Annotated in this window: 20 protein-coding genes; 10 read left to right on the top strand and 10 right to left on the bottom strand. The window is 66.4% G+C overall.

Annotation, left to right across the window (positions count from 1 at the left end; genetic code table 11):
- Positions 1-25: 25 nt before the first annotated feature.
- Positions 26-877, bottom strand: a complete 852-nt coding sequence (locus ACYQR9_RS13000) for a DNA/RNA non-specific endonuclease (RefSeq protein ID WP_461229799.1) — start codon at positions 875-877, stop codon at positions 26-28.
- A gap of 679 nt (positions 878-1,556) precedes the next feature.
- Between ACYQR9_RS13000 and dxs the strand changes: the two genes are divergently transcribed.
- The 7 genes from dxs (at position 1,557) to ACYQR9_RS12965 (ending at position 10,687) form a co-directional block, all read left to right on the top strand.
- Complete coding sequence (gene dxs / locus ACYQR9_RS12995) at positions 1,557-3,518, top strand: 1-deoxy-D-xylulose-5-phosphate synthase (RefSeq protein ID WP_461226568.1); 1,962 nt, start codon at positions 1,557-1,559, stop codon at positions 3,516-3,518.
- A gap of 152 nt (positions 3,519-3,670) precedes the next feature.
- Positions 3,671-4,711, top strand: a complete 1,041-nt coding sequence (gene hpnA / locus ACYQR9_RS12990) for a hopanoid-associated sugar epimerase (RefSeq protein ID WP_207410428.1) — start codon at positions 3,671-3,673, stop codon at positions 4,709-4,711.
- Positions 4,708-5,622, top strand: a complete 915-nt coding sequence (hpnC, locus tag ACYQR9_RS12985) for a squalene synthase HpnC (protein ID WP_461226566.1) — start codon at positions 4,708-4,710, stop codon at positions 5,620-5,622. Before hpnA ends, hpnC begins: the two co-directional genes overlap by 4 nt.
- On the top strand, positions 5,619-6,473 hold the full coding sequence (gene hpnD / locus ACYQR9_RS12980; protein ID WP_461226564.1) for a presqualene diphosphate synthase HpnD: 855 nt from the start codon (positions 5,619-5,621) through the stop codon (positions 6,471-6,473). Before hpnC ends, hpnD begins: the two co-directional genes overlap by 4 nt.
- Positions 6,473-7,789 (top strand): hydroxysqualene dehydroxylase HpnE, encoded by a 1,317-nt coding sequence (gene hpnE, locus ACYQR9_RS12975; protein WP_461226562.1) that lies wholly within the window; start codon positions 6,473-6,475, stop codon positions 7,787-7,789. Before hpnD ends, hpnE begins: the two co-directional genes overlap by 1 nt.
- 37 nt (positions 7,790-7,826) lie before the next feature.
- Positions 7,827-9,824 (top strand): squalene--hopene cyclase, encoded by a 1,998-nt coding sequence (shc, locus tag ACYQR9_RS12970; RefSeq protein ID WP_207410755.1) that lies wholly within the window; start codon positions 7,827-7,829, stop codon positions 9,822-9,824.
- 155 nt (positions 9,825-9,979) lie between these two features.
- A complete protein-coding gene (locus ACYQR9_RS12965; protein ID WP_311274677.1) occupies positions 9,980-10,687 on the top strand; it encodes a phosphorylase in 708 nt (235 codons plus the stop codon).
- A 98-nt stretch (positions 10,688-10,785) separates the two neighbouring features.
- On the opposite strand, the gene hpnH is transcribed toward ACYQR9_RS12965, so the two are convergent.
- A complete protein-coding gene (hpnH, locus tag ACYQR9_RS12960; protein WP_018044393.1) occupies positions 10,786-11,949 on the bottom strand; it encodes an adenosyl-hopene transferase HpnH in 1,164 nt (387 codons plus the stop codon).
- 763 nt (positions 11,950-12,712) lie between these two features.
- On the opposite strand from hpnH, the gene ACYQR9_RS12955 reads away from it, so the two are divergent.
- Positions 12,713-15,379, top strand: coding sequence for an MMPL family transporter (locus ACYQR9_RS12955; RefSeq protein ID WP_461226560.1), 2,667 nt, complete (start codon positions 12,713-12,715; stop codon positions 15,377-15,379).
- Between the two features lie 104 nt (positions 15,380-15,483).
- On the opposite strand, the gene hpnK is transcribed toward ACYQR9_RS12955, so the two are convergent.
- The 5 genes from hpnK to ACYQR9_RS12930 all read right to left on the bottom strand — a co-directional run bounded on the left by hpnK (position 15,484) and on the right by ACYQR9_RS12930 (position 21,394).
- The gene (gene hpnK, locus ACYQR9_RS12950) at positions 15,484-16,323 is read right to left on the bottom strand and encodes a hopanoid biosynthesis-associated protein HpnK (RefSeq protein ID WP_461229798.1); all 840 of its coding nucleotides are present in this window, start codon (positions 16,321-16,323) and stop codon (positions 15,484-15,486) included.
- 490 nt (positions 16,324-16,813) lie between these two features.
- Positions 16,814-18,250, bottom strand: a complete 1,437-nt coding sequence (gene hpnJ, locus ACYQR9_RS12945; protein WP_056423872.1) for a hopanoid biosynthesis associated radical SAM protein HpnJ — start codon at positions 18,248-18,250, stop codon at positions 16,814-16,816.
- 57 nt (positions 18,251-18,307) lie between these two features.
- On the bottom strand, positions 18,308-19,522 hold the full coding sequence (gene hpnI, locus ACYQR9_RS12940) for a bacteriohopanetetrol glucosamine biosynthesis glycosyltransferase HpnI (protein WP_311274679.1): 1,215 nt from the start codon (positions 19,520-19,522) through the stop codon (positions 18,308-18,310).
- Between the two features lie 106 nt (positions 19,523-19,628).
- Complete coding sequence (locus ACYQR9_RS12935; protein ID WP_461226558.1) at positions 19,629-20,252, bottom strand: MlaC/ttg2D family ABC transporter substrate-binding protein; 624 nt, start codon at positions 20,250-20,252, stop codon at positions 19,629-19,631.
- Positions 20,243-21,394 carry an HpnL family protein gene (locus ACYQR9_RS12930; RefSeq protein ID WP_461226556.1) on the bottom strand — a complete coding sequence of 384 codons (1,152 nt, stop codon included), beginning with the start codon at positions 21,392-21,394 and terminating at the stop codon, positions 20,243-20,245. The genes ACYQR9_RS12935 and ACYQR9_RS12930 overlap by 10 nt, the downstream gene beginning before the upstream one ends.
- A gap of 211 nt (positions 21,395-21,605) precedes the next feature.
- On the opposite strand from ACYQR9_RS12930, the gene ACYQR9_RS12925 reads away from it, so the two are divergent.
- Positions 21,606-22,787: an amidinotransferase gene (locus tag ACYQR9_RS12925; protein ID WP_461229797.1), complete on the top strand. Its 1,182-nt coding sequence runs from the start codon at positions 21,606-21,608 to the stop codon at positions 22,785-22,787.
- Between the two features lie 109 nt (positions 22,788-22,896).
- Positions 22,897-23,796, top strand: a complete 900-nt coding sequence (locus ACYQR9_RS12920; protein ID WP_461226554.1) for a MipA/OmpV family protein — start codon at positions 22,897-22,899, stop codon at positions 23,794-23,796.
- A gap of 43 nt (positions 23,797-23,839) precedes the next feature.
- Here the strand turns inward: ACYQR9_RS12920 and ACYQR9_RS12915 are convergent, their stop codons facing one another.
- The 3 genes from ACYQR9_RS12915 to ACYQR9_RS12905 form a co-directional block, all read right to left on the bottom strand.
- Positions 23,840-24,073: a hypothetical protein gene (locus ACYQR9_RS12915; RefSeq protein WP_056423865.1), complete on the bottom strand. Its 234-nt coding sequence runs from the start codon at positions 24,071-24,073 to the stop codon at positions 23,840-23,842.
- 73 nt (positions 24,074-24,146) lie between these two features.
- Positions 24,147-24,758 carry a glutathione S-transferase family protein gene (locus ACYQR9_RS12910; RefSeq protein ID WP_461226552.1) on the bottom strand — a complete coding sequence of 204 codons (612 nt, stop codon included), beginning with the start codon at positions 24,756-24,758 and terminating at the stop codon, positions 24,147-24,149.
- 124 nt (positions 24,759-24,882) lie between these two features.
- A complete protein-coding gene (locus tag ACYQR9_RS12905) occupies positions 24,883-26,067 on the bottom strand; it encodes an alpha/beta hydrolase (protein ID WP_461226550.1) in 1,185 nt (394 codons plus the stop codon).
- Positions 26,068-26,214: the final 147 nt, after the last annotated feature.

Here is a 26,214-nt window from a genome sequence, read left to right as displayed (position 1 = left end):
TCCGCCTCTCGTCTCGTTCGAGCGTTCAGAAGATCGACTTTAGAAACTCGCGAAGCACACGCCGCGCGATCCGCTCGAGGGTTGCAAGGGCCCATTCCTCGAAGCTCGGCTCATCGCGCGTGCGCCCTTTCGGTCGCCCACCCGCCGTGTCGCCCCGGGAATAGGTGCGCGGTTCGGGCAGGTCCATCATGGAAGCGACGAACCCGGGAAAGACGTCGATCCCCGAGAGCGTCGTCAACTCGTCGAGCGGGATCGACCGCCAGTCCGCATCGGCACGGTTCGGCACGAGATAAGCCGCCGCCTCGCCGCGGGCCGGATCGTACACCGCCTTGAACAGTGACGTCGGCACCAGGACACGCCCGTCGAGAGAGTCGATGCTCGTGCCCGCATAGATCGTCCCGGTGACGACGAAGAGCTGCCCCCGCGCCACGGCGAGGCGCCGGACGCTCTCCTCGATCGCCGCCCACAGGCCCCGGTTCAGGGCACGGTCCTGGGGCACCACATTGGCCAGCGTGAAGGATTCGGCTTGCGCCGACTCACTCGGCATGTCCCCGGCAGGCGCCATATGGCCCCGGTCGAAGCCACTACGGACATAATCGTCGAGCCGGGCGCGGCTAGCCGCCGGCAGTCGGTCTTCCTCGTGGAAGGAATCGGTCCGATCGACGATGCGCGCCGCAGAGACGCTCGCCCGCGTCAGATATTCGGAGGCGTAGACGGGGGTGCGCGACACGCCCGAATGCAGCACCGCGAAAGCCTCGTAGCAGAGGCTCGTCGTCTCAGCGGAGAGCTTGCGGTTGACGATCACCGGTATCTGTCCGCGAGCGAACAGGGAGGGGCAGGCGACGCCCGCCCGGCTCTCCTCCGCCGAAACCAACATTCCGACGAACAGGAACGCCGCCGCATGTGGCAGCCGCCTGAGGCGCACCCTCGGCGAGGCGGCTTCCGGAAGGATGACCCTCAATAGCAGACCCGGACCTTGCGCGTGCCGGAGGGGGTCGGACGCCAGCGATAGCCACAGGGCCGGCCGAGCGTTCCCTCGAAGGGGTGGACCCGCCGGTCGGGCTGCTGCGACGCGCCGGGATGGCTGCACCCATCGAGTCTGTCGCATGGGAGCCTGAATTCGAAGACCGGCGCCGGGACGCCGTCCCAGAAGCTCTGGCGGGATCGGGGAGACGCCACCGATGGTTCAGGACAAAGCGTCACACAGGCAGAAATGCCCAAGAGCACCATCGCGGACAGGGGTCGACAACAGGTCATTCGGGCTCGCCGTGAAGTCATCGCCGTGCGAAAAGCCAATCTTCGACATTGATCGATCAGCCACAAATCCTTACCTCCTTCGGCCGTTCCAGGCACCAAATGCGTGGCGCACGGCCAGAAGACTCGATATGGCGGCGTGGCATTGACCGACGGTAGCGTTATAATGCGCGTTGGTCACGGCGGCCACGCTGCATGAAAGTCGCCAAAGCCAGGATCGACGGATGTCTCGCCCGAAGCCGATAGCGGCAGGTGGGGCGCGCTGTCGATCGGTTACCTGATTCAAAGAAGTGAGTGGGCCATTGTCACGGATAGAAACCTCGATCCTCGACGGGCTTGACGAGACGTCTGCTCTTCGCGCGCTTCCCGAGAGCCAGCTTCAGGCGGTGGCGGACGCTGTGCGTCTGGAGATGATCGACGCGGTGTCGGTGACGGGCGGTCACCTCGGGTCGGGGCTCGGCGTGGTCGAGCTGACGGTGGCGTTGCATCACGTGTTCGACACGCCCGACGACCGGATCGTGTGGGATGTCGGGCACCAGGCCTACCCGCACAAGATCCTGACGGGGCGGCGCGACCGGATCCGGACGCTGCGCCAGCCGGGCGGGCTGTCGGGCTTCACCAAGCGGTCGGAGAGCGTCTACGACCCGTTCGGGGCGGCGCATTCCTCGACCTCGATCTCGGCGGCGCTCGGCATGGCGGTGGGCCGCGATCTCGACGAGTCGACCGCCAAGGCCAAGGGGCAGCCCGCTCCGAAGCGCCGCAACATGGTGGCGGTGATCGGCGACGGTTCGATGTCGGCGGGCATGGCCTACGAGGCGATGAACAATGCCGGCGCGCTGCATTCGCGGCTGATCGTGATCCTGAACGACAACGACATGTCGATCGCCCCGCCGGTGGGGGCGATGTCGGCCTATTTCGCGCGCCTGGCCTCGGGCGGGACCTATCGCGGCCTGCGCGAGACGGCCAAGCAGCTCGGCAAGCTGCTGCCGAAGGCGATCTACCAGCGCGCCGCGGCGGCGGAGGAATACGCCCGCTCGCTGGTGGTGGGCGGCGGCACGATGTTCGAGGAGATGGGCTTCCACTATGTCGGCCCGGTCGACGGGCACAACCTCGACCATCTCCTGCCGATCCTGAAGAACGTGCGCGATTCGGACCAGGGCCCGATCCTGCTCCATGTCGTGACCCAGAAGGGCAAGGGCTACGCCCCGGCCGAGGCGTCGGCCGACCGCTACCACGGCGTGGTGAAGTTCGACGTCCTGTCGGGCGTGCAGGCCAAGGCCAAGCCGAACGCGCCGGCCTATACGCGGGTCTTCGGCGAGAGCCTGATCAAGGCGGCGGATGCCGACGACAAGGTGGTGGCGATCACCGCGGCGATGCCGGGCGGCACCGGGATCGACCTGTTCGGCAAGGCGCATCCGGACCGGACCTTCGATGTGGGCATCGCCGAGCAGCATGCGGTGACGTTCGCCGGCGGTCTTGCGACGGAGGGCTACAAGCCGTTCGTGGCGATCTACTCGACCTTCCTGCAGCGGGCCTACGATCAGGTCGTGCACGATGTGGCTTTGCAAAACCTGCCCGTGCGGTTCTGCCTCGACCGGGCGGGTCTGGTGGGTGCGGACGGGGCGACCCATGCGGGCGCGTTCGATCTCGCCTATCTCTGCTGCCTGCCGAACATGACGGTGATGGCGGCCTCCGACGAGGCCGAGCTGGTCCACATGGTGGCGACCCAGCATGCCCATGACAGCGGCCCCATCGCGCTGCGCTATCCGCGCGGCGAGGGGGTCGGTGTCGACCTGCCCGAGCGCGGCGTGCCGCTGCCGATCGGCAAGGGGCGGATCGTGCGGCGTCCCGAGGGCGCACGGGTGGCTTTGTTGAGCCTGGGCACGCGTCTGGGCGAAGCCTTGAAGGCGGCGGACTTGCTCGAGACGGCGGGGATCGCCGTGACGGTGGCGGATGCGCGCTTCGCCAAGCCGCTCGACGAGGCGATGATCCTCGATCTGGCGGCGAGCCACGAGGTTCTGATCACCCTGGAAGAGGGCTCGGTCGGCGGTTTCGGGGCTATGGTGCTGCATCTCCTGTCGGCGAAGGGCGCGCTCGATGCGGGCCGGGTACGGGTACGGACGCTGACGCTGCCGGATACCTACCAGGACCACAACAGCCCCGACACCATGTACGCCGAGGCCGGCCTCGACGCCGACAGCATCGTCCGCACCGTTCAGGCCACCCTGCCCGAGCAGAAGGCCGGACGTCTGCGTCTCGCCTGACCTCCGGCCCCTTGCGTGTGGCCGCGCACGGAAGTCTCCGTGTGTGGCCGCGCTGCGCTTGTTCGCCTCGCCTATCGATGAGAAAAGACCGGGCATAATGCCGGTTCGCACCGGCGCGTCTTCCTGTGCAATCTCCTGACCCTACGAGAGAAATGACAGAGGCCACCTCCTCCGGCAGGTTCGACGAGAACCGTTACGAAGCCGGCCCGGTTCTCATCACCGGAGCGAGTGGGTTCCTCGGTGCCGCGCTCGTGGACGTATTCCGCAAGGCCGGCTTCTCCGTGCGGATCATGGTGCGGGCCTCCTCCCCGCGCACCAACCTCGTCTGGAACGATGTCGAGATCGTCGAGGGCGACATGCGCGATCGCGCGTCGGTCGCCGCCGCTCTCGCCGGTCAGCGCTACCTCGTCCACGCCGCTGCCGATTACCGGCTCTGGGCGCCGGACCCGGAAGAGATCGTCCGCACCAATCGCGACGGCGCCATCATCCTCATGGAGGAGGCGCTGAGGGCGGGGATCGAGCGGATCGTCTACACATCCAGCGTCGCCACCATCAAGCCGCATGACGACGGCACGCCCGCCGACGAAACGCGTCCTCTCACCCCCGGCACGGCCATCGGCGCCTACAAGCGCAGCAAGGTCGTCTCCGAGCGCGTGGTCGAGGAGATGGCGGCGCGTAACGGCCTGCCCGTGGTCATCGTCAACCCGTCGACGCCCATCGGCCCCCGCGACGTCAAGCCGACCCCCACCGGGCGGATCATCGTCGAGGCGGCCCTCGGGCGGATGCCCGCCTTCGTCGATACCGGCCTCAACCTCGCCCATGTGGACGACGTGGCCTACGGCCATCTCCTGGCCCTGCGCCATGGCCGCACCGGCGAGCGCTACATTCTGGGCGGCGAGAACGTGCTTCTGTCGCAGATGCTCGCCGACATCGCCGGCATGGTCGGCCGCAAGGCGCCGACCATCAACCTGCCGCGCGCCGTGGTCTACCCGATCGCGTTCATCTCCGAACAGATGGCCCGGATCACCGGCAAGACGCCCTTCGCGACCATCGACGGCATCAAGATGTCGCGCTACCGCATGTTCTTCACCGATGCCAAGGCACGGGCCGAACTCGGCTATTCCGCGCGGCCCTACCGCGAGGGACTGTCGGACGCCCTCGGCTGGTTCCGCCAATCGGGGTATCTGAAGTGACCGCAACCCTCGACAGCGCGACGGACGCGCGTTCGGGCAAGGGGCACAAGGACGAGAACTTTCCCGTCGCCTCCCACCTGATCCACCCGAAGAATCGCGGCGCGATCCTGGCTTTCTACGATTTCGTGCGTGCGGGCGACGACGTCGCCGACCATGCCGAGCTGTCGCCCGAGCGCAAGGTCGAGCTTCTCGACAACCTCGCCAATGCCCTGACCGGCAAGGGGCCCTCCGACCGTGAGGCTGAGCCGCTGAAGCGGGAACTCGCCGCGCGCGGCCTTCCGGCCACGCATGCCCTCGAACTCCTCGACGCCTTCCGCCTCGACGCGCGGAAGAACCGGTATGAGGATTGGGACGAACTCATCGCCTATTGCCGTCTTTCCGCGATGCCCGTGGGCCGCTTCGTCCTCGACGTGCATGGCGAGGACCCGGCCGTGGTCTGGGGGCCGTCGGACGCGATCTGCGCAGCGCTCCAGATCATCAACCATCTGCAGGATTGCGCGAAGGATTATCGCCGCAACGATCGGGTCTACCTGCCGCGGGACGTGCTGGAGCGCCACGGCGTATCCGTTGAAGCGCTTGCCGCCGACAAGGCCTCCCCTGCCCTGCGTGCGGTCATCCATGAACTCGCCGAGCGGACCATGGTCCTCCTCGACGAGGGCGCGGTGCTGCCCGATCTGATCGACGACCTGCGCCTGAGCCTCGAGATCGCGGCGATCCATCGTCTCGCCGTGGTGCTCACGAAGGGGCTGCTCACGCGCGACCCGCTCTCCGAGAAGGTCCATCACGGCAAGGCAGGCTTTGCCCTGACGGCTCTGGGCGGGATCGCCTCGACCCTGGCGCGGCGTCCGTTCCGCTCGCGCATCCTGCGCCGACAGTCCACGCGCGTCGCGAGCCAGGGAGCGCAGTCATGAGCGCCACCGCATCACCCGCCCAGGAACCCGCGATGGCGCAGGACGCCGCCCTGCCGGCCGCCGGGTCTTCGTTCTACACCGCCATGCGGCTACTGCCGAAGGATCGCCGGAAGGCGATGTACGCGGTCTACGCCTTCTGCCGTTCGGTGGACGACGTCGCCGACGATGGTGGGCCGGCGCCCGTCCGCGCGGCCGAACTCGACCGCTGGCGCGCCGAAATCGATGCTCTTTATGCCGGAAACCCGGCTCCGCGCGTGCGCGACCTCGTGGTACCCATCCGCCGCTACGGATTGCTGCGCGAGGATTTCCAGGCGGTCATCGACGGCATGGCGATGGATGCGTTCGAGGACATCGTCGCTCCCGATGAGGCCACCCTCGATCTCTATTGCGACCGGGTCGCCAGCGCGGTCGGGCGGCTGTCCGTGCGCATCTTCGGCCTGCCCGAGGCCGATGGCATCCGCCTCGCCCATCACGAGGGCCGCGCGCTGCAGCTCACCAACATCCTGCGCGACATCGACGAGGATGCGGAGCGCGGCCGTCTTTACCTGCCGCGCGAGAAGCTCGCCGCCATCGGCCTTACCGATCCGACTCCCCAGGCCGCCATCGCCCATCCCCGCATCGGCGAGGTCTGCATCGCCGTGGCGAGGGAGGCGGAAGCCCATTACCGCGACGCCTGGACGATCATCGACCGCAATCCGCGCAAGGAGACGAAGGCCCCTCGCCTGATGGCGGCGGCCTACCGGCTCTATCTCGACGCGGTGCTGAAGCGCGGCTGGGCCATGCCCCGCGCGCGCGTGAAACCCTCGAAGCTCGCCCTGCTGGGCGTCGCGCTTCGTCACGGGATCCTGTGATGACGGGACAACAGACCGGAACGGTTCACGTCGTCGGCGCGGGGCTCGCGGGCCTTTCGGCCGCCGTGTCGCTCGCCGAGCAGGGGCGCCGCGTCATCGTGCACGAGGCCGCCAAGCAGGCGGGCGGGCGCTGCCGCTCCTACTATGATTCGACGCTGGGCCTGACCATCGACAACGGCAACCACCTGTTGCTGTCGGGCAACCGTTCGTCCCTCGACTTCCTGAAGCTGGTGGGCGCCCCCGCCGATGCCCTGACCGGGCCGGAGGAGGCCGAGTTTCCCTTCGCCGATCTGAAGACCGGTGAGCGCTGGACCCTTCGGCCGAATGCCGGGCGGGTGCCGTGGTGGGTGCTCCAGGCGTCGCGGCGGGTGCCGGGCAGCCGGGCGATGGATTATCTCGCGCCTCTGAGCATCCTCCGGGCCGCCTCGGGCAAGGCGCCGGGCCGTGCGGGCACGATCGGCGAGCGCATGGAATGTTCCGGGCCGCTCTACGAGCGCCTCTGGCATCCGGTGCTGCTCGCCGCCCTGAACACCGACCCGCAGGAAAGCGATGTCGGGCTCGCCGCCACGATCCTGCGCGAAACCCTGGGCGCGGGCGGCGCCGCTTGTCGGCCCCTCATTGCCGTCGGCGGCCTTTCGGTCGCCTTCGTGGATCCCGCTTTGGCCTATCTGGCCAGGCACGGCGCCGAGATGCGCTTCGGCCGTCGCCTGCGCGGCCTCGGCGCCGATGCGGGTCGGGTCGATACCCTGTTGTTCAACGACGAATCGGTGACGCTCGGTCCCGATGATTCGGTGGTGCTGGCCCTGCCGCCGTGGGTCGCGACCGACCTGATCCCAGGACTTTCGGCTCCGCAATCCTACCGCTCCATCGTCAATGCTCATTTCGCGATCCTTCCTCCACAGGGCTCGCCGTTATTGCTCGGTGTGGTGAACGGTCTGACGGAATGGCTATTCGCCTATCCGGATCGACTGTCGGTCACCATCAGCGGTGCCGATCGCCTGCTGGATATGCCGCGGGAAGACTTGGCGAAGCAGATCTGGGCTGAGATCTCGACTTTGACCGGACTTGCACCGGAACTGCCAAGCTGGCAGATCGTCAAGGAGAAACGGGCGACCTTCGCGGCGACGCCCGAAGAGGCCGCGCGGCGCGCGAGTGCCGTGACGGCCCACGACAATCTCGTCCTGGCGGGCGACTGGACCGCGACCGGCCTGCCATCGACGATAGAGGGAGCGATCCGTTCGGGAACGACGGCCGCGCAAGCGCTCCTTAAAGGCGCGCCTGCGCGCCGTGAAGCTGTGACGCGCGGCGCGGCGTGAGGAAGGGGCCGCGTCAGGCGGCACTGAGGCGAGGATGATGCGAGAGGCATTCAAGAAGGTCGAGACGCTCCAGCGTCCCAAGACCCAGGAGATTTCCCTGGACGACGTCGAGCATGGAGTCATGCGGGCGACGCAGGCCCTGACGAATCTCGTCCATGCGGACGGGCATCTCTGTTTCGAACTCGAAGCGGATGCGACGATCCCCTCCGAATACATCATGTTCCACCAGTTCCGGGCGACGACCATTCCGCCCGACCTGATGGCCAAGATCGGCAATTACCTGCGCCGGACGCAAGGAAAGCATGGCGGGTGGTCGCTGGTCCATGACGGGCCGTTCGATATGAGCGCCAGTGTGAAAGCCTATTACGCGCTGAAATTCGTCGGCGACTCGATCGAGGCTCCCCACATGCGTCGCGCCCGCGAGGCGATCCTCTCGCGTGGCGGTGCCGCCAATTCCAACGTGTTCACCCGGTTCCTGCTGGCTCTGTTCGGCGAGGTGCCCTGGCGCGCCGTGCCGGTGATGCCCGTCGAGATCATGCATCTGCCGAAGTGGTTTCCCTTCCACCTCGACAAGATCTCCTATTGGGCACGCTGCGTGATCGTGCCCCTGCTGGTGCTGCAGGCGAAGAAGCCCCTCGCCAAGAACCCGCTCGGTCTCGGCATTCCCGAACTGTTCGTGACGCCGCCGGAGCATGTACGCTCCTGGCCCGGCAGCCCGCATGCGACCTGGCCCTGGACGCCGATCTTCGGCGCCATCGACCGGCTGCTGCAGGTCACGCAGGATTACTTCCCGAAGAAGCGCCGTCAGCGCGGCATCGACAAGGCCGTTGCCTGGACGAGCGAGCGCCTCAACGGCGAGGACGGCCTCGGCGCCATCTTCCCGGCCATGGTTAACACTGTGCTCATGTACGAAGTGCTCGGCTATCCGGCCGATCACCCGCAGGTGCTGATCGCCTGCGAGGCGGTCGAGAAGCTGGTCGTCGTCAAGGAGCACGAGGCCTATGTCCAGCCCTGCCTCTCGCCGGTCTGGGATACGGCCTTGGCCGGTCACGCCCTGCTCGAAGCCGGCGGCCCCGATGCCGAGCACCAGGCCCGGCGCGGGCTCGATTGGCTGCGTCCGCTCCAGGTGCTCGACATCAAGGGCGACTGGGCGGCCGGCCGTCCCAATGTCCGCCCCGGCGGCTGGGCGTTCCAATACGCCAACCCGCATTTCCCCGATCTCGACGACACCGCCGTGGTAGTGATGGCGATGGACCGGGCGATGCGCCAGCACGGTCTCGTCGCCGACGTGCCGGATTATGCCGTCTCCATCGCCCGTGCGCGGGAATGGGTCGAGGGCCTGCAATCGAGCGACGGCGGCTGGGCGGCGTTCGACGCCGACAACAACCATCATTACCTCAACAACATCCCGTTCTCGGATCACGGCGCCCTGCTCGACCCGCCGACCGCCGACGTCACGGCCCGCGTCGTCTCGATGCTGTCGCAGCTCGGCGAGACCCGGGAGACCTCGAAGGCGCTCGATCGCGGCGTGAAATACCTCCTCGACGATCAGGAGGAGGATGGCTCCTGGTACGGGCGCTGGGGGATGAACTTCATCTATGGCACCTGGTCGGTGCTCTGCGCGCTCAACGCCGCCGGCGTCGATTCGGCCTCGCCGGAGATCCGCAAGTCGGTATCCTGGTTGATCCGCATCCAGAACCCCGATGGCGGCTGGGGCGAGGATGCCTCGTCGTACAAGATCGATCCGGCCTTCGAGCCCGGTTATTCCACCGCGTCCCAGACCGCCTGGGCTCTCCTCGCCCTGATGGCGGCGGGCGAGGCCGACGATCCGGCGGTGACGCGCGGCATCAACTACCTGACACGGACGCAGGGCGCGGACGGGTTCTGGTCGGAGGAGCGCTATACGGCGACCGGGTTCCCGCGGGTGTTCTACCTGCGCTACCATGGCTACCCGAAATTCTTCCCGCTCTGGGCCATGGCGCGCTACCGCAACCTCAAGCGTAGCAACACGCGGTCTGTCGCCTACGGGATGTAGGCTCTCCTCGACCCTCTCCCCTCTGTGGGAGAGAGTGCCTGCGAAGCATGCGGGAGGGGGGCCTCTCCGGAAACGTCGCTCCCCTCTCCCGACCCTCGCTGACGCGAGGGCCCCCCTCCCCCGCAGAGGGGGAGGGAGTGCTGGCTGGAAATCCCATGCTCCCCATCCTCGTCGTCACCGGACTCTCCAAGGAGGCTCGGCTTGCCGCCGGCCCTGGAATCGAGGCCGTGGGAGCGGGTGGATCTCCGGAGCGCCTTCGTGCGCTGCTCGCCCTTCGTCGGGAGCCCGGATGCCGTGCCGTGATCAGCTTCGGCATCGCGGGAGGGCTCGATCCGTCGCTGGTCCCAGGCGACGTGGTGATCGCCACCGGCATTGCCGATGAAACGGGACGCCGCGAGACCGACGCCGCCCTGCGCGACGCGATTCACTCCGCCCTGTCGAGAGCCGATCTGACGACGCACTCGGTGGACCTCGCCGGGGTCGACGCAGCGGTCGTGAGCGTGGCCGCGAAGGCCGAACTGCATGCCCTTACCGGGGCGGCGGCGGTCGATATGGAATCCCATGTGGCGGCGGATTTCGCGGCTCGCCACGGCATCCCGTTCGCCGCGATCCGCGTGGTCTGTGACCCGGCCGAGCGCGCTCTGCCCGCCTTCGTCACGACGGCACTGAAGCCGAACGGCGACCCCGACATCATCGCCGTTCTGACCGCCCTCGGTCGAAACCCGACCCATATGCCGGCTCTGATCCGTCTGGCCAGGGATTCTGGAAGAGCCTTCGCCGCTCTGGCTTGCTGCCGTCCTGGCCTCGTGCCGGACTTCGATGAGCCCGGCGCACGACGCTCTGCCGGTGATGCCGCACGGTAGCTGCCCGCCGTATCCAATCAGTACAATGAACGAAAAGCCCCGCGATGCTGCTGCATCGCGGGGCTTTTTATTGACGCAAGAACGGCTTCCTCGTGGCGTCAGGCCGCCGTGCGGTTGCGGGCCTCACGCTTGGTGTCGACGCCCGAAGCTTTGATCTCGGACAGCTTCTGCGCCACGTTGCGCGAGAACACGAACTCGGCCGGGCGCTGGTTCTCGAGGCTGACCTCGGGAGCCATCTCGCCCTCGGTCTTGATCCCACGGATGGCGTGGATCAGCGGCTTCCAGGGCTTCTTCACGGAATCGACCACCGAGGAGGCCTCATATCCGGAATGGACCATGCAATCGGCGCACTTCTCGTAATTGCCGGTGCCGTAGGAATCCCAGTCCGTCTCCTCCATCAGCTCCTTGAAGGTGGCGGCGTAGCCCTCGCCGAGCAGGTAGCAGGGCTTCTGCCAGCCGAACACGGTGCGGGTCGGGTTGCCCCACGGGGTGCAATGGTAGGTCTGGTTACCAGCCAGGAAGTCGAGGAACAGACCCGACTGCTGGAAGGTCCAGTTCTGGCGGCCCTTCTCCTTGCCGTGCCGGAACACGCCGCGGAACAGGTCCTTCGTGGCCTTGCGGTTCAGGAAGTGCTGCTGGTCGGGCGCGCGCTCGTAGGCATAGCCGGGCGAGACGGTGATGCCGTCGATGCCGAGCTTCGTCACGGTGTCGAAGAAGTCGGCGATCTTGTCGGCCGAGGAATTGTTGAAGAAGGTGCAGTTGATGGTGACGCGGAAGCCCATCTCCTTCGCCTTGGCGATGGCGGAGACGGCCTTGTCGTAAACGCCGCGCTGGCACACCGACTGGTCGTGCATCTCCTTGTCGCCATCGAGATGGATCGACCAGGTGAAGTACGGGCTGGGCTTGTAGTCCTTGATCTTCTTCTCGAGCAGCAGCGCGTTCGTGCAGACGATCGCGAATTTCTTCTGCGCGATGATGCCCTCGACGATCTGCGGCAGGTCCTTGTGAAGCAGCGGCTCGCCACCGGCGATCACGACCATGGGTGCGCCGCACTCGCGCACGGATTCCAGGGCGTCGGCCACGGGCAGGCGCTTGTTCAGGATCTCGTCCGGGTAATCGATTTTTCCACAGCCGGCGCAGGCGAGATTGCAGCGGAACAGCGGCTCCATCATCATCACGAGCGGGTAGCGCTTGCGACCGGTGAGGTGCTGCTTAAGAATGTAGCCGCCAATCTTCGCGACGTAACGGAGGGGAATACCCAAGACGCGGCTCCTTATTTTTGGCCCCGATATGATCGGGTGCATTACCGTGAAAAGCGGCGGAATTCCAGCGAACTAGGTTAGAACCACGGTCGATGGGGACGCCTTGGTGGGCGGACGGGACGTGTTTGAGCGATCCTGGGACAATCCAGCCACAGGTAGAGCGTGCCAGCCACAGGTAGAGCGTGGCACATTGGTCCAGGATGACGTCCGCCGCGCCATGATGACGGACCTTATCCCAAAGCACGGTGCTTTTTCCTAGTCGGTCAGGGTATGCCTGAACTGCGCCGGGCCGTGATCACGTCATCGGCATCACTCTGCCATGCGGCGCCCCGGGCATGTCCGAGCTGGGGTTTCGCCTTGCGCCGCAGCGAAGCTCATCCGCAGTGCGCGGACGCACCTCATCCGTCGAACCGGGCCCGATAACCCTGTCTCGTTGCATTTCTACCTGCGGATGACTACGGAAACGGTCGACCGCGAGGTGCTCCCACTGGTATGAGCGCGGTCGAGATTGGATATCTCGTCGGCACGACCCATCTGCGAGAAGCGGCGCGTCGCGGCGGTTCTCAAAGGAATTTCTGTCACGATCCTTGTCAGGAGCCTTTGGCAGGGACTCGTGGCCAGGGACTCGTGGATCGCGCCGACAGATGGTAACCGACATCCGGACCAAGACCGGTTCCACGTCGAACGTGCCGGCCGTCCCACGCATCCGCGGGGACCGGCGGACTCATTCGGGCGACCGCGTCGCTAGGCAGGCAGGATACTTGTGATCGAACGTCTCGTCGCGTTTTCCGTCCACAGGCGCTGGCTCGTCATCACTCTCGTGGCGATTCTCACCATCGGAAGCGCAGCGCTCGGCGCGCATCTGTTCCGGATCAACACCGATGTCGAGCGTCTGATCGATAAGGACGTGCCCTGGCGGCAGGACGAGATCAATTACGAGAAGGCGTTCCCCCAACGGACCGGAACGCTCGTGGCGGTGATCGACGGCAAGACGCCCGAGGTCGCCGAGGAGGCGGCCGCCTCCCTCGCCAAGGCGCTGCTCGACCATCCCGAACAGATCGAGACGGTGTACCGCCCGGATGGCGGTCCCTTCTACGACAAGAACGGCTTCCTGCTGATGCCGCAGGAGGAGCTGACCAAGACCATGGAGCAACTCGTCCAGCAGCAGGGGCTCCTCGGTCCGCTCGCGGCCGACCCGACCCTGCGCGGCGTCATGCGGGTGCTCGGCCTCGGGGCCAAGGGCATCAAGAGCGGCGATGCCAAGCTCGAAGACCTGGACGGTCCGATGACGCGGATCGACGAGGTCCTGCGTAAGGTGCTGGCCGGCGAGCCCGCACGTCTCTCCTGGCAATTGCTCCTCTCCGGCGGCAAGGCCCAGAGCACGGAGCTGCGCAAGTTCATCATGATCCAGCCGAAGCTGGATTATGCCGCGCTCCAGCCCGGCGCGGACGCGACGAAGCTCATCCGTGGCCTTGCCACCGACCTGAAGATCAACACCCTCGGCGGCCTCGATGCGGCCGACAATCCGCGCATGCGCCTCACCGGCCCGGTGGCCGTGGCGGATGACGAGTTCGCCACGCTCTCGGACGACGCGCTCCTCAATAACGGCGTCACCGTCGCGGCGATCGTGCTGTTCCTGTGGCTGGCCCTGCGCTCGCCGTCCCTGGTCACGGCGGTGATCATCACCACCTTCGCGGGTCTCATCGTCACCACCGCCCTCGGCCTCCTCATGGTGGGCGAGCTGAACCCGATCTCGGTGGCGTTCACGGCCCTGTTCGTGGGGTTGGGGATCGATTTCGGCATCCAGTTCGCCGTACGCTACAGGGCCGACCGGTTCGAGCAGCCCGACCTGTCGAGCGCGATCCGCGCCGCCGCCCGAGGTGTGGGCTGGTCCCTGAGCCTCGCTGCCATCTCGCTCCTGGCGGGCTTCTTCGCCTTCCTGCCAACCGCCTTCCGCGGCGTGTCCGAGCTCGGTCTCATCGCCGGCGTCGGCATGATCGTAGCGTATCTGTTCTCGCTGACCCTGCTCCCTGCCCTCATCGCCGTCTTCAAGCCCAAGGGTGAAGCGCGGGCGGTGGAGACGACCTGGCTGTCGGGCGTCGATCCCTGGATCATCCGGAACCGCAAGCTGGTGCTCATCATCGTCGGCGTGATCACGGTGGCGGGCATCCCGCTCTTGTTCAAGCTGCCGTTCGACTCGAACCCGATGCACCTGCGCAGCACCAAGGTCGAATCGATCTCGACCTATCTCGACCTGATCAAGGATCCCGAGACGAGCCCGAACCTCATCGACGTGATCGCGCCTTCGGTCGCGGCGGTGCCCGAACTCGCCGCCAAGCTGAAGGCCCTCCCCTCCGTCGCGAAGGTCATCGACATCGATACCTTCGTGCCGCCGGACCAGGACCAGAAGCTCGCGACCATCGCGGAGACGGCCGAGCTCCTCGGACCGATCCTCAATCCCGTCCGCAAGCCGCCGCCGCCGACTGATGCGGATACGGTCAAGGCGTTGAAGGAGGCTGCCGCTGCCCTGAAGGGGATCGCGACGGGCAATGCCGGTGGCGCGAAGGCCGCGGGCTCCCTGGCTGGTACTCTCGACGCACTCTCGACCGCGACCCCGCAGATCCGGGAGGCGGCGAACGTCGCCGTCACCACCGACCTGAAGACCCTGCTGGTCCGCCTCCGGAGCCTGCTGGCTCCGGAGAAGGTCACCCTCGACAACATTCCGCCGAAGCTGAAGGCCGAGTGGATCGCCTCGGACGGTCGGGCGCGGATCGAGGTCCATCCGAGCGGGGATGCCAACGACAACGTGGTTCTGCGCCGCTTCGCCAAGGAGGTGCAGTCGGTCGCACCCCACGCCACCGGTGCTCCCGTCGCCACGACCTCGTCGAGCTACACCATCCTCGGCGCCTTCGTTCAGGCGGCGCTGACGGCTCTGGTGGCCATCTTCATCATCCTGTCCGTGGCGCTGCGTAAGCCCTGGGACGTGGCGATGACGCTGGGTCCGCTGGTGCTGGCGACCTTGTGGACGCTGATGGCGCTGCACGTGGTCGGCATGCCGCTGAACTTCGCCAACATCATCGCCCTGCCGCTGATGCTCGCGGTGGGTGTCGCCTTCCACATCTACTACGTCATCGCCTGGAGGGCGGGTGTCACCGACATGCTGGCCTCCAGCCTGACGCGCGCGATCTTCTTCTCGGCGCTCACCACCGGCACGGCCTTCGGTTCGCTCGTCCTGTCGAGCCATCCCGGCACGGCCAGCATGGGCAAGCTCCTGGCCCTGTCGCTGTTCTTCACCCTTGTCGCCGCCTTCTTCGTGGTTCCCGCCTTCCTCGGTCCCCCGCCGGAGCAGCCTGACCCGAACCGTCCCGAAGGCGACGAGGCCATGGCCGGCGTGAAAGCCCCGAGGCCGGAGCCGGTCTCGGCCAAATAGGCCGGGACTGCCGATCCTCGAATTTCTCCAGGTCGCCAATGAAAAGGCCGCCGTCGCGTGAAGCGACGGCGGCCTTTTTCGTGTCCGTTCCTGCGATCGGACGGCTACAGGAAATCCGAGAAGCCGCCTCTGTCCGCGCCGACCTGCCTAATCGCTTCAATTGCCTCCGGCGAGATCAGGGCGTCACGCTCTGCCGCATAGGCGTAGCCCGGCGCCTCGCCGGGGAAGCCGCCGCGCGTGGCGGGATGGGTATAGAGTTCGGTCAACCCATCCGGCAGGTGCCGTAGGAGCCCCGCCACACGCTGCGGCGTCATCGCGCCGGACCATGCCAGGCCCAGAGTGCGGTCGGGGATCAGCAGGCCGGCCTGGCGGGCGCGAACCGCGAGGAGCCCGGCCCAGGGGGCGATGTCGAGGGCCGGCTTCGGGGTCGCGCCGGGCTCGGCGGCGCGTAGCACGGCGCGGGGCTCGCGCGGCACCCGGATCGCCCGCATGCCGTATCCCCGGCCGATGGCCAGGACGCGCCCGGCGATGAGCGGATGGACATGGAAATGCTTGTGGGCGTTGACGTGGTCGAGGGGTAGGCCAGTGGCTCTGTAAGCTTCGAACTGCGCTGTGATTTCCGCTGAAAGCTGCCGCCGTGCCGAAGGTTTCACCGCGAGGTCGAGGCCGAGGCGACCCATGTCGCGTCGGATCAGCCCGTCCGCATCCACGAGGTCGGGCAGTTCGGCCGGGGGAAGCGTCGGCCAGGCCTCGACCATGACGAGGTGCAGTCCGACGCGAAGGGAGGGAAGGCGCCGGGCGCGGGCCACCGCGTCGGCCGCCGCCGGTGCCGAGACCATCAGGCTGGCAGCGGTGAGGATGCCCTCGCGATGGGCCTGCTCGACAGCCTCGTTCACTTCCCGGCTCAGGCCGAAATCGTCGGCGGTGACGATCAGGCGTTTCATGGCGGCCTTGGTCATGCTCGATGGTCCTCGTCGTTCGGGTGGTCGGGCGATACGCCGGCGAAAGCATCGCGGCCGTGGTCCAGAGTCGCGCCGCCTTTCCCGCCAGAGAGGGCTTGAAGTAGGTGCAAGTTCACGAGCTCAAGGGTGCCCTTCGGCATCCGATCGGACAACGCATCCCTCCCGCCGCCGGCCAGCCTCCGTCGCTGTGGGAACGGGCGAACGCCCGTAGCCTGCAGAGCCCGATCCAGACTGCCCGAAGGTCGGAACCGGAGAACGTTCGAGGCTGCCCAAACAGCAGGAAGGCGAACCCTTTCGTCGTTGACCGCGCCCGTACGAGCGCCGCGCCAAAGGATCTAGAGCAGGCGGAGTGGGGTTGGAACCGGCTTTGCGAGCCCTGACCACCACCCGGTGGGCGCCTGAAACAAGAACGGCCGGGCGATGAGCCCGGCCGCTGGTAGTGACGTACGATGAAGGTTGGGCGACCTGAGGATCAGGCGGCTTTTGACGTGCCGGTCTGACGCTCCTTGAGGAAGCGGTAGAATTCCACACCCTCGCGCAGGCGGCGCTTCATCATGTCGGGCGAGCGCACCATCTCGGAGACGATGGAGGCGATCTTCGGGGCGCGGAAGTAGAACTTCCGGTAGAATTCCTCGACCGCCGCGAAGATCTCGGAATGCGACAGGTGCGGGTAGTGCAGCGGGGCGATCTGTACGCCGTTCTCGTCAACGAGCTCGGCATTCTCCACGTCGAGCCAGCCGTTCTCCACGGCCTGCTTGTAGAGGAAGGTGCCCGGGTAAGGGGCGGCCAGCGAGGCCTGGATCGTGTGCGGGTTGATGCGCTTGGCGAAGGCGATCGTCTCCTGGATCGTCTCGCGGGTTTCGCCCGGCAGGCCGACGATGAAGGTGCCGTGGATGGCGATGCCGAGGTCGTGGCAATCCTTGGTGAACTTCTCGGCCACCTCGACGCGCATGCCCTTCTTGATGTTGTTCAAGATCTTCTGGTTGCCGGACTCGTAGCCGACGAGAAGCAGGCGAAGGCCGTTCTCCTTGAGCACCTTCAGGGTCTCGCGGGGCACGTTCGCCTTGGCATTGCACGACCAGGTCACGCCGAGCTTGCCGAGTTCGCGGGCGATCTCCTCGGCGCGCGGCAGGTTGTCGGTGAAGGTGTCGTCGTCGAAGAAGAACTCCTTCGTCTGCGGGAACTCCTTCAGGCAGTACTTGATCTCTTCGATCACATGCGCGACCGAACGGGTGCGGTAGGTGTGGCCACCCACGGTCTGCGGCCAGAGGCAGAAGGTGCAGCGGCTCTTGCAGCCACGGCCTGAATAGAACGAGATGTAGGGGTGCTTGAGGTACCCGATGAAGTACTTCTCCATCTGGAGGTCGCGCTTGTAGACCGAGGTGACGAAGGGCAGCTGGTCCATGTCCGTCATGATTTCGCGGTCCTCGTTATGGACCACGACTCCATTGGCGTCCCGGTAGGACAGGCCCTTGATCTCGGACATCGGCGTGCCGTCGGCGACTTCCTTGACGGTGAAGTCGAACTCGTTGCGGGCACAGAAATCGATGCACGGGGCCTGGGCCATGGCACCCGCCGCGTCGACCGCGACCTTGGCGCCGATGAGCCCGGCGATGAGCTTGGGGTTGGCGGCCTTGAGAGCCTCGACGGTCTTCACGTCGGACTTGAAGGACGGCACCGAGGTGTGCAGCACCACGAGGTCGAAATCGTTGGCCTGGGCCACGATCTCGGCGAGCTTGATGTTGTGCGGGGGGGCGTCGATCAGCTTCGAGTTCGGCACGAGGGCGGCCGGCTGGGCGAGCCAGGTCGGGTACCAGAACGACTTGATCTCGCGCTTGGCCTGGTAGCGAGAGCCCGCTCCGCCATCGAAACCGTCGAAGGTGGGGGCCTGGAGGAAGAGCGTGCGCATGGGGTTCAAGGCCTCAGCGAGGGACGGGAATGGGGCGGGTTCAGAGCGAAGCGAGAGTCAGAGCGGGGATGCGCCGGCATCGTGACCGAGGCTGCGCTCCGGGATCAGCGTACCGTCCGCAACCACCCGATAATCGTGACCTTTCCATGTCACCGCCCCCGACACGAAGCTCCAGGAGAAGTTCATGAAGGAGAGGATGTCGCGAATCGGCAACAGCCAGTAGGGGTGCGGAGCGAGACCGAAGGCGCGCTCCAGGCGGACGCAGAGGATGATGCGGCAGGCGAGCGCCAGGGCCGCCACCACGAGTCCGCTCGTGTCGGCTCCCGGAATCAGGGCGCCGATGAGCGCCAGCGGGAAGGCATGGGTGACGATGGAGCCGGCATACCCGGCCGGATCGACGTTGCGGATGGTCCGGTTCCAGCGCAACTCGTGCTTCCACAGGCCGGCGAGATCGGTGTCGACACAGGTATGCCCGATCGTGAAGGTCGGGATCGCCACGAGACCGCCCTTGGCGCGCAGGGCTTCGCCCACCGCGTAATCGTCGGCGAGATCGTCGCGGAAGGCTTCGAAGCCCCCCATCTCGGCGAGCGCCTTGGTGGTGAAGGCGATGGTGGAGCCGAAGCAGGGCTTGGCCAGGCCGAGCGAGGTGCCCATCACGACATTGGGCAGGAACTGGACGTCGATGGCGAGCGCCGAGAGATGAGCCCAGACGCCGCGATTCGCCGGTACGCCATGGTAGAGGCAGGTGACGCCGTTGACGCCGGGCTGAGCCAGCTCGGCAACGATCCGCTCCAGATAATCGGGCTTTGCCACCATGTCGCTGTCGGCGAGCACGATCACCTCGTGGGCGATCAGCGCCGACATGTTGATGAGGTTGGAGACCTTGCGGTTCGAGCCGTGCTGGCGCGCGTCGATGACGAGGTCGAGCTTGAGGTCGGGATAGGTTTCGGCGAGGCGGCGCACCACGGCGATCGCCGGATCGGTGGCGTTCTGCACGCCGAAGACCACCTGCATCGGGCCGGCGTAGTCCTGGCGGCAGAAGGTCTCGAGGTTCTCGTAGAGATTGGGCTCCATGCCGCAGAGCGGCTTCAGGATGGTCACCGATGGGCGTGCGGCGTTCGCCGCAAGGACGGGAACGGGGCGGCGTGCGTAGCGGCTCGCCAGGAAGGCAGCCGTCAGCCCGTAGACACAGCCGGCCAGGGCCATGAACTGGAACAGGAGCGAGAGCCAGCTCAGGTTCGCCGAAGGCAGATCCGTCAAGGTGAGGTCCATGATGGGCGAAGCTCGGTCACGGTTTGGTTGAAGGTGCCGCAAGGTCTGGAAGGCGACACGGGCGGGTTCGTCCGGCCAGGCCCGACGAGGGGCGTCTGGCCTGCGTCTAAGGCTTTGGTTTGGCGGCGAGCATCGCCGTGGTCCGATCACGAAGGAATTTCAGCAGGCTTTCCGCCCCGCCCGCCTTCAGCGGATCGGCGAAGCTGCCGCGCATGGCGGCGATCTCGCTGACATTGCCGTTGAGATAGACGTCCTGGATGCGGTTGCTCGAACCCACGAGATAATCGACCTGCGAGGCGTCGCCCTCCGCATTGGCGACCTCGGTCTGGACCACGCGGTTCTGGCCGCGCGCTTCACTCTCGGGCTTGATGTCGAATTTGCCGCCGGCGGCCTGGGACAGGCGGGTGGCATAGGTCGCGGTGAAATACTGTTTGAAGGCTTCCGTCAGCGCGCCCTGCTGCTCGGGCGTGAAGCCTTTCCATTTCGCGCCCACGGCGACCCGCGCCATGGTGGCGAAATCCATGCTCTGGTCGAGCACCGGGCCGATGACCAGGGCCCTGCTCTTCACGTCGGCTTCGGGCGCCTTGAGGGCGCCCTCGAAGCTGGAATAAAGGCCGCGCACGGTCTGCACCGCCGCATCCTCCGCCGCACGGGCGGGCCCGACCGACAGGAGGGTCGCTGCGAGAAGGGTCGAGGCCACCAGCCCCGATGCGAATCTGCTCACGCGCATTTCCGCAGCGTCTCCATCTCGCTCTCCATCGAGCGCGACACGATGTGGTTTCCCGCGGAATTGGCGGGCACCCGCGACACGGGCATGGAATCCAGGCTCACCGCCCGGGCAATGTCGCCTCCGGCTTTCGGCGCGTTCTGCTCCACGGACCTCTGGTCCCGAAACGTCCGATCTTCCACGTCCGGTGCGACCGTCTTGCCTTCCATGAAGTGCCACGCGACGAGGCCGGGCACACCGACCATGAGATCGGCCAGACGCTTCACCAGGGAGAGCGCGAGGGCGGCTTCGGCGGGGATGCCGAAGATCGCGCAGAGGGCGATGAGGCCGCCTTCCTGGGCACCGAGCGCCCCCGGCACGGCGAAGGCGGCACCGCGAACCGCCTGGGCCAGGCTTTCGATGACGATGGCCTCGGCGACCGTCACCGGATAACCCATGAAATGCAGCGCCACATAAACTTCGGCGGCGCCGATGATCCAGCCGATCATGTGCACGCCCATGGCACCCACGACCCGCTTGGGCGAGGAATAAAGTCGGCGCAGGCTGTCGAACAGAACATCGACCGCGCCGAGCGCGCGCCATTCACGGGCGGCGGCAAAGCGGCTCAGCAGGGCCTGGATGATGCGGTGCCCGCTGCGGCGCTGGATCAGGAAGAAGGCGCCGAGAGCCGGGGCCGCGATGGCGAGACCACCGGCGACGGTGCGTACCACGGGGCCATCGCCATGCAGCCAGGCGAGCAGGGCGACGCCGCCGACCGTGAAGAGGAACTGGGTGACCGCCTGGGTCATCAGGTCCACGAACATGCTGGCGCCGGCGAGCCCTCCGGAGAGGCCGCGCTGCGTCAACAGCCGCGCTCCGACGAAGTCGCCGCCGACGGTGGCCACGGGGAGGAGCGTGTTGATGCCCTCCCGCACGAAACGCAGCGAAATGCAGTTCCACAGGCTCGGACGGTCGTCCCGCGGGAAAATCGTGAACCAGCCGAGGCCGGCCCAGCCGACGGCGACGGCACGGGCCAGCACGACGATGGCAGCGCCCCAACCGGCACTCACCACTGCCGCGGCGACGTCATCGAGACCCGATGACAAGAACAGTCCTGCAACTGTGCAGAGGCCGACGATGAGGGCCAATGTCGTCAGACGCTTCATGATCCCCCTTCGACCGTCGGCGCGGACGATTTTTTAGAGAATTTCACCGACGACCCGGACGAAAAGCCTTCCGGAAAACGTTGGCCTCATCGGAAGTTGCAGCTTTGGATTTCGTTGTCTATCACCCGATAGACACAGTGCGAGCCAAAGCGGCGCTGAGGCTTCTGCCTCGAAGAAACAGCCGCGCAAAGGCACGACCAAGGGACGAATGATGGACCGCGAAGCTTTCACCACGGCTCAGGATGCCGTGCTCGCCGACGCGCAGATCGATACCTACGCCGCCAATTCGGCAGCCTATCGCGGGACGCCAGCCCCGAAATCGCCGGTCATGGCATGGAACGAGTGGGACCCTCTGGAAGAGGTGATCGTCGGGAGCCTCGACGGTGCGACCATTCCGTCCCACCACCTCACGGTGATCTTCAACCTGCCGCGCGCAGCGCAGCCGTTCTACCGGTTCGCCGCGGGCTTCCGGTATCCGAAGTTCATGAAGAAGCTCGCCCAGGCCGAGCTCGACAACTTCATCTCGATCCTCGCCGGCGAGGGCGTGAAGGTGCGTCGGCCCGACACGGTGGATTTCTCGCGCAAGTACAACGCCCCGCGCTGGTCCTCCCGTGGCTTCTGCGTTGCCTGCCCGCGCGACCCCTACCTGGTCATCGGCGACGAGATCATCGAGAGCCCGATGTGCTGGCGATCGCGCTATTTCGAGGGCGACGCTTACCGCTCGCTGTTCAAGGAATATTTTCGCAACGGCGCGCGTTGGACCTCGGCGCCTCGGCCGCAGCTGACGGACGAACTCTACAATTACGATTACCGCGTGCCGAACCTGAAGGCCGGCGAGCCGATGCAGTTCACCGTGAACGAGTTCGAGCCGGTCTTCGACGCGGCCGATTTCGTCCGCTGCGGCCGCGACCTCTTCGTCACCCGCTCCAACGTGACGAACCTGATGGGGATCGAGTGGCTGCGCCGCCACCTCGGCTCGGGCTTCCGCGTCCACGAGATCGAGAGCCGTTGCCCGCAGCCGATGCATATCGACTCGTCCTTCATGCCCCTGGCCCCGGGCAAGGTGCTGGTGAACCCGGACTATATTGACGTCGAGAAGCTGCCCGCCGTGCTCAAGAAGTGGGACGTGCTCATCGCACCCCGCCCCGACCCGGTCGAGGGTTTCATGAGCAAGATTTCGATGTGCTCGCCCTGGACGTCGATCAATGTGCTGGCTATCGACGAAAAGAAGATCGTCGTCGATGCAAGTCAGCCGACCTTGATCAAGGCACTGAAGGATTGGGGCTTCGATCCGATCCCGGCGCCGTTCCTGTCCTATGGGCCCTTCGGTGGCTCGTTCCACTGCGCCACCCTCGACGTGCGTCGCCGCGGTGCGTTGAAGTCCTACTTCTAATCTGAGAATCGCTTCGGCGCGATTGTCGCGCCGAAGCGATTTTTTGTCGGTGCCAACATAGGTCTATCGTCGCGTCGGCTTTGTCGTGATGCGTTAGGGAATTGTGTCTATGACCTCCGTCATGGACACGATGCTTCTCAACCCATCCTCGCGCCCTGCCAAAAGGACGAGCCTTGCCGCCATGCCGGCGCTGGCCCTTGCGGGCTCGCTCATCGCGGCGAGCGGCGCCGGAGCCGCGGATCTCATGGAGTTGCAGAGGCCGCCGACGTTCCTCGCCTTGGACCAGAATCTCTGGGTCGTGACGGTGACGGCGACGGTGCAGGCGACGCCGAGTTTTCCGGGGTCGAACGAGTATACCGCCATCGGCTACCCATCGATCAGCATCGCCAAGGCCGGTACGCCACGCCGGTTCTCGTCGCCGGATGACGGGATCAGCTTCTCGCTCTACGATTCGCCGCTCTTCAATGCCGGGCTGACGGCAGAGTACGTGCCCGGCCGCTATTACGGCGACAACCGGCGTGACCTGTTCGGTCTCCGCGATGCCCAGTTCGCCATCGAGCCGGGTGTCTTCGTCGAGTATTACCCCACGCAATGGCTGCGCGCCCGGGCCGAACTGCGCCATGGAATCTTCGGGCATCACGGCTTCGTCGGCTCGCTCGGCGCCGACGTGATCCAGCCCTTCGACCGCTGGCAGGTCTCGGTGGGCCCGCGCTTCAACTTTGGCGATGCCAGCTTCGCCAGGCGCTATTTCGGCGTCAAACCGTTCGAGGCAGCGCTCAACGGGACGCTGACGCCGTTCCAGCCCGACAGCTACGTCACCGTCGGCGGATTGGGAGCCGTGACCTATACGTTCGACGAGCGGTGGGCCGCCACTGGGTACGTTGGCTATAACCGGATCGTCGGCTCATCCGCCGAGAGCCCGTTGGTGCGCCGCCAGTTCGGATCGCAGAACCAATACACCTTTGGCATGAAGGTGAATTACAGTTTCACCACGCAGCCCTGGTTCTAGAGACCGAGGCCTGAGGTAGCGAGCGCCTGTCCGAGCCGCCGTTTCACCCGACGATATGGGCTTGGCCACCCCCGTTGGGGACGGCCTGCGCGACGAGCGCCCGCCGCCACGTGAATCCGGCGAGGGCGAGAGCGAGCCCGTATTGCAGCATTCCGTTCTCGGCGAGATCCGCCGGCGCGATTTGTGTCTGGATCGCCCAGCGCGTCAGGGCATTGAGCAGGATCAGCCCCGCGCAGAAAACCGCGGCGGTGATCAAGGCGGCAACGAAATCGGGCATGGCGCGACCTCCGGAGAACCGGAGGCGAACTTTGCAAGGCGCGCGCCAGTCTGGCGGCTGAAGCGGTGCCGGTTCAGGCCGCCGGTGGTTTCGTCACCACCATCGCGGGATGTTCGGCAAAGCCCGCGAACCACGCCGCCAAATCCCTATGGTCCCGCGTCCAGCCGAGTTCGGCAAAGCGCAGGTCGAGATATCCGAGGGCGCAGCCCAGGCTGATCGTTCCGATATCGACCCGGCCGAGGAGGCGTTCCGCCCCTGCGTCGAGGGACGCGAGCGAGCTCCGGATCTTGGCCTCCTGACCGTCCATCCAGGTGCTGGAGCGTTCGGAGGCGTCGCGTGCCGTGAGTTCGTAGCGGATCAGCAGGGCCGCATCGAGAATGCCGTCGGCGATGGATTGGTCGTTGAGCGCCGTCCATCTCGCGGGACCGACCGAGGGGAACAGCCCTCCCCCGGCTTGGGTGTCGAGATACTCGCAGATGACCCTGCTGTCGGCCAATGCGTGGCCCTCGTCGTCAAGCAGGGTCGGAACCTGTGCCAGCGGATGATGGGTCAGGATGGTGCCGTCGCGCTTCACCGGATGGGCCGCGCTCGGTAGCAGCTCGATACGGTCGACGATGCCCAGCACGTGGGCACAGGCCATGACCTTCCGCGCGAAGGGAGAGAAGTGCGAGTGGAACAGCTTCATCGTGACCTGTGGAGCTCGTTGCGCAAGCACAAGACCGTGCCGGCCTGCTGTTTGCGAAAAGCTACCGGGATGACAAGCCCCGGTGCCCCGCGCCTGAACCCTGACTCATCTCGGGCATGATGAATCAGGGACGTCTCACCGGTTTGGGCTTGGGTTGCGTGGCCGCCGCAGGCGTCGGAGCCGGCGCATGCGCGGCCGCCGGAGCAGCACGGGGCGTTTCCACGACCAGACGCTTCACCGGCCAGCCGTCGCTCCAGCGTTCCATGTCGCTGAGCCGCGGATTGGCCTTGAGTGTGGTGGCGTCGCCGCTGAACGCCGCTGCGGCGGCCAGATCGAACGTCTTCCAATAGGCGAGGTAATCGAGGCTATCTGCCCGGGAATTATTCAGTTGCGCGAGCAGTGTCGTCTGTTCGCCGGTCAGCGACATGTCGGCCGACCATTTGAACGGTGTCGGCGGCTGCTTCGGATCCTTCGGCGGCTCCGGTGGAAGCTTGATGGCTCCCCCGTCATAGGCCGTGTCCACGGCACCCGGCGAGGTCAAGGTCGCCGTCAGCGAGGGAAAGCCGTGGTCGTCGGAGAGCGCGCGGATGAAGAGCTTGCGCTCGGGCGCGACACTGCTCGCCTCTCGCAGGAGCCGCTTGGCGGCGAGATCCGCCGCGCGGGCATCGCGGTCGCCGATGACGGTGATGACGAGCGTCTCGGAGGGGATCTTCGACAGGTCGCGCAACACGACGCCCCTGGATTTGGCGTCGCTGGCGATCCCCCCCGGCATGATGGCGAAGACGAGGCGCGGCACGGGCAAGCCGGTGCTGTCGGTATCGGCGGCGAGGTTGGCGGCGATCGGAGCCCCCGCGAGGTGGCCGATCAGTGCAACCCGCTTCGGGTCCGGTTTGGCGTCGGGATCGGATTCGAGTTCCGCGAGGGCGGCCTTCACGAGTTTCTCGGCATTGCCCGTGGCGTCAGCCGGCCGCGTGCGGTTGACCTCCTGAAAGCGCGGAAACAGCACGAGATATCCGGCGCGGGCGAGGTGATCGATCCAGGCCCCGTAGGGCTGCGGGTTCGGGGCCCCCCAGGCGTGGAGGAACACCACGACGGGCCGTCCCTCCGCAGGCGCGGCACCAGCTGAGTAGAAGACGAAGGTCGCGGCACTCGGCCGTCCCAGCGCCCGCTTCACGATCGAGAGGGAGCGGTTTCCCACACCGCCGGGGCCGTCGGCAGGCTGGTTGGGGGGCGTCGCGGCGAAGGCCGGTTCGCATAACGGCGCAGCGAACAGCAAAGCGCCGAGAACGAGGCAGGCTTTCAAACGCATGACGGGCTCGTCAGATCGATCCGGAAGGGTCCGTTCGACATATCAGGTTTTAGGACATCGATGGGGAGGCGATCCAAGTCTTGCGCCAAGTCTCAGCGGCCGTGCGTCATTCGGGCCGCACCGATCACGTCGTCCCAATCGCGGCAG

This window comes from Methylobacterium sp. CM6241 (assembly GCF_054817845.1).
The sequence above is the reverse complement of the archived record's forward strand: the minus strand, read 5'-3'. Positions and strand labels throughout refer to the sequence as shown.